The organism is Flavitalea antarctica (genome assembly GCF_054461535.1).
The window spans coordinates 1-3,565 of record NZ_JBTLQG010000078.1; the positions used below are offsets into that span (position 1 = coordinate 1).

5 protein-coding genes are annotated in these 3,565 nt (G+C 44.3%); 3 read left to right on the forward strand and 2 right to left on the reverse strand.

Going from position 1 to position 3,565, the window contains the following annotated elements; translation table 11 throughout:
- Nucleotides 1–939 (reverse strand): tetratricopeptide repeat protein (locus ACX0G7_RS27205; RefSeq protein WP_458926700.1); only part of this gene is annotated, 939 nt, incomplete at its 3' end.
- A 124-nt stretch (nt 940–1,063) separates the two neighbouring features.
- Between ACX0G7_RS27205 and ACX0G7_RS27210 the strand changes: the two genes are divergently transcribed.
- Nucleotides 1,064–2,164: a TolB family protein gene (locus ACX0G7_RS27210; RefSeq protein ID WP_458926701.1), complete on the forward strand. Its 1,101-nt coding sequence runs from the start codon at nt 1,064–1,066 to the stop codon at nt 2,162–2,164.
- A 58-nt stretch (nt 2,165–2,222) separates the two neighbouring features.
- Complete coding sequence (locus tag ACX0G7_RS27215) at nt 2,223–2,672, forward strand: hypothetical protein (protein WP_458926702.1); 450 nt, start codon at nt 2,223–2,225, stop codon at nt 2,670–2,672.
- A 44-nt stretch (nt 2,673–2,716) separates the two neighbouring features.
- On the opposite strand, the gene ACX0G7_RS27220 is transcribed toward ACX0G7_RS27215, so the two are convergent.
- Nucleotides 2,717–3,211 (reverse strand): metallophosphoesterase family protein, encoded by a 495-nt coding sequence (locus ACX0G7_RS27220; RefSeq protein ID WP_458926703.1) that lies wholly within the window; start codon nt 3,209–3,211, stop codon nt 2,717–2,719.
- Between the two features lie 45 nt (nt 3,212–3,256).
- Here ACX0G7_RS27220 and ACX0G7_RS27225 point away from each other — a divergent pair.
- On the forward strand, nt 3,257–3,565 hold a 309-nt coding region (locus ACX0G7_RS27225; protein WP_458926704.1), incomplete at its 3' end, for an agmatine deiminase family protein.

Consider the following 3,565-nt stretch of genomic DNA (forward strand, 5'->3'; position numbering starts at 1 on the left):
GTTTTCCACCGCCTTATCATTATCGTTCATCGCTTCATAACATCGCCCTATCCAGAAATATCCGTCGGCATTGGTGTTTGAAACAGTAACGGACATATTGAAAGTCTTTAAAGCAGTATCCAGCTTTTTCTGTTCATAGTAAATTATTCCCTTTTCAATATAAGCATCTGTAAGTTTCCAGTCGCGTCGGATACATTCCTCGAACTGTTCAAGCGCCAGTTCCGCATTTCCTGTTTCAGAATAATATATTCCTTTGGCATAAACAGCGTCGGTCTGGAGTCCCGAAGAATCGCGGGCTATCAGGTAATTGCAAACCTTCAACGCCTTTGGATCTTTTTTGCCAATGTACAGGTTAGCCAGTGCGATACCAGTGTAGTTAATTGGCTGCAGGGCGAAAGACCTTTCAAAAGCCTGTATTGCACCATTGGTATCTTTTAATTTGGTCAGCACATTTCCCTTGTCATACCACGCTTCGAAGTTATCCGGCTCTTTTTTTATGATATCATCAAACTGGGCTAAGGCGCCATCGGTATTACCCATCTCCGCATAAATTTCTCCCAGTCTCCTGTTGAATTCGGTGTTCTCGGGGAACCGGCGGGCGCAGTCTTTCAGCACATTCATCGCCTCATCCAGCTTGTTCACCAGTAAAAGGTTTGACACATATTCCAGGGCGACCGCGGGATCGCCGGAAAGCTCCCATGATTTTTTGAAGTCGGGCGTTGCCAGGTCCAGTTTATTATGTTGGGAGAGGCGGATGGCTCTTTCGAGATACATGCCCGGGTTATCAGGATATCGTCTGATGCTATCACTTATAGTGTTGAAGGGGGGCTTGTTCAGCAAGTCGCCCGATTTGTCTACCGGTTCAGGCTCGTTACACGCCGAACACAACAAGATTATGAATACGGGCAGCAAGCGCGACAGACTGTTGCGAAAATTCATAAAACAAAATTAACCGATTTTGATGAGCCGGGTTATGACAATATCCTGACAGAAGCGCATTTTAACAAAAATACCTTTGCCAGGGTATTTCCCCCACCTTAACGACCTTAATCGATTCAATCACATGCTCAGACTCCTTACTGCTGTATTAATAGCTGTCGTATTAAACATTGTCCCCACTTCCGTCTCATCAAACCCGCATTACAAAAAACCGAAAGCGGATACCTTGCATTATCCTGATGAAAAACATTTTAGTAATATCATGCAGTTAACGTTCGGTGGTGATAATGCTGAAGCCTATTTCTCCTATGATAATGAGTGGCTGATTTTTCAGAAGAGCTATGCAAAAGAGGGGCTTGCCTGCGACCAGATATTTATCGGTAAAATACCAACCAAAGCAGGTGAAAAGTTCGAGCCTAAAATGGTAAGTACGGGAAAAGGAAGAACCACCTGCGGAGCATTCATGAAAGATGGTAAACATGTTTTGTATGCGTCCACCCATCTTGGTGGCGCAGAATGCCCACCGGTTCCAGATCGTAAAAAATATGGCAACAAATATATCTGGCCGCTGTATAGCAGCTTTGATATTTTTATTGCTGACCTTAATGGAAAGATCATAAAACAACTGACCAATTCAAAAGGTTACGATGCCGAAGCAACACTTAGCCCGGATGGTAAGCAGATGATCTATACCAGCACAAAAAATGGTGATATTGATTTGTACATAATGGATATAAACACCGGTAAAGAAAAACAAATAACCACTGCCATAGGTTATGACGGCGGTGCCTGGTTCAGCCCGGACGGTACAAAGATAATCTGGAGAGCATCACGTCCTGAAACTCCTGAAGCATTGAAGGAGTATAAAGACCTGCTCGCGGAAGCCCTGGTAGCTCCTACAAATATGGAAGTGTATACCGCCAATGCAGATGGCAGTAATCAACAAAAAATTACCAACCTTGGACAGGCCAACTGGGCGCCCGCGTTTATGCCTGACGGTAAGCAGATCATTTTTGCTTCAAATCATGAATATAAAAGAGGGTTTCCATTTAATATGTATACGATGAACAATGATGGAAGCAACCTGAAGAAGATCAGCCGTGATAATGGCTTCGATGCATTCCCGATGTTCAGTTACGACGGCAGGAAGATTGTGTTCTGCAGCAACAGGAATAACGGAGGAACCAGGGATACCAATATTTTTATAGCTGACTGGGTTGAGTAAAATTTTCTTACGTACTTTGCACCCTCGCTGATATTCTCTTATCTATATTTATTACTTTATGTATACAGGTCTGCTCCATCTGCACAATATACTTCGCTGGGTCATCCTGATCCTGCTGATCATTTCCATAGTTCAGGCCTATAATGCGAGATCAGGCAAGTCCGGATCGGGTCTTAACAAGTCGAGCTTGTTTCTGCTGATTGCGGCCCACACCAATTTTCTGATCGGGCTGTACCAGTACATAGCCGGCGCCTGGGGACTCAAAGTGATCCAGAACAATGGCATGAGCGAAGTGATGAAAAACAGCGTGCTCAGGTTCTGGGCGGTTGAGCATATTACAAGTATGCTGATAGCCATCGTGCTGATTACCGTTGCCAGGGGCAAGGTTAAAAAATCGTTGTACGGATCGGCGTTCTGGATGTATATAGTTGCGCTTATCCTTATACTTTTAGCAATCCCATGGCCGGGTAGGGAAGGTATCGCACGACCACTTTTTCCGGGCGCATAAAGCAAGCTGATCAGGTCTTAGCAGTAACAATATCAGGAAATATTTCAACGTTTCCCGAGTTGTATAACCTCGCAGTTTTTGATGCGGGGCCCATCGATATCGAACCTGAGAACCGTTCGCATGGTATGCCAGCCATGTTTGCCTGCCGCGCCAGGGTTCATATGCAGGCAGTTTAATTGCTGATCGGATATTACCTTCAGTATATGTGAATGCCCGGAAATAAACAGCTGAGGCATTTCCGTTTTCAGATCCCTCAGCGTTTCCTTATTGTATTTTGGCGGAAAGCCGCCGATGTGCCTCATCATCACCTTTACTTCTTCGCATACCCATATAAGTGTTTCCGGGTACATGCTACGGATATCGTAGCCATCGATGTTTCCATAGACTCCCCTGACCGGCTTGATTGTTTTTAACCTGTTTGCAATCTCTGCCGATCCAAAATCTCCTGCATGCCAGATCTCATCGCAATCGTTGAAATGCTTAAAAACATTTTCATCCAGGTAATTATGTGTATCTGATATCAGACCGATCCTTTTCATAAATCAAACTTTTCTCATTCACTTATATTTGCACAAATTTTTGTCATGACTCCCAAGGAACTAGGATATTATTTTCCCGCAGAATTCGCACCGCATGATGCCACCTGGCTCAGCTGGCCACATAAAGATGCATCATGGCCCGGAAAAATTCATACGATATATCCTTATTATGCTGCATTCGTCAGGGAACTTAGTTCCGGAGAACCGGTTCATATCAATGTCAATGATGAGGCCATGAAGAATTTTGCTACTGAAATTCTGGTTAAAGAAAAGGTTGATATGTCAAGGGTGAGGTTTTTTATTCACCCTACCAATGATGCCTGGTGCCGTGATCATGGCCCCGCTTTCCTGATC

Coding starts and splice junctions, on each gene's coding strand:
- ACX0G7_RS27210 (WP_458926701.1), top strand. CDS start 1,064: ATGCTCAGACTCCTTACTGCTGTATTAATAGCTGTCGTATTAAACATT.
- ACX0G7_RS27215 (WP_458926702.1), top strand. CDS start 2,223: ATGTATACAGGTCTGCTCCATCTGCACAATATACTTCGCTGGGTCATC.
- ACX0G7_RS27220 (WP_458926703.1), bottom strand. CDS start 3,211: ATGAAAAGGATCGGTCTGATATCAGATACACATAATTACCTGGATGAA.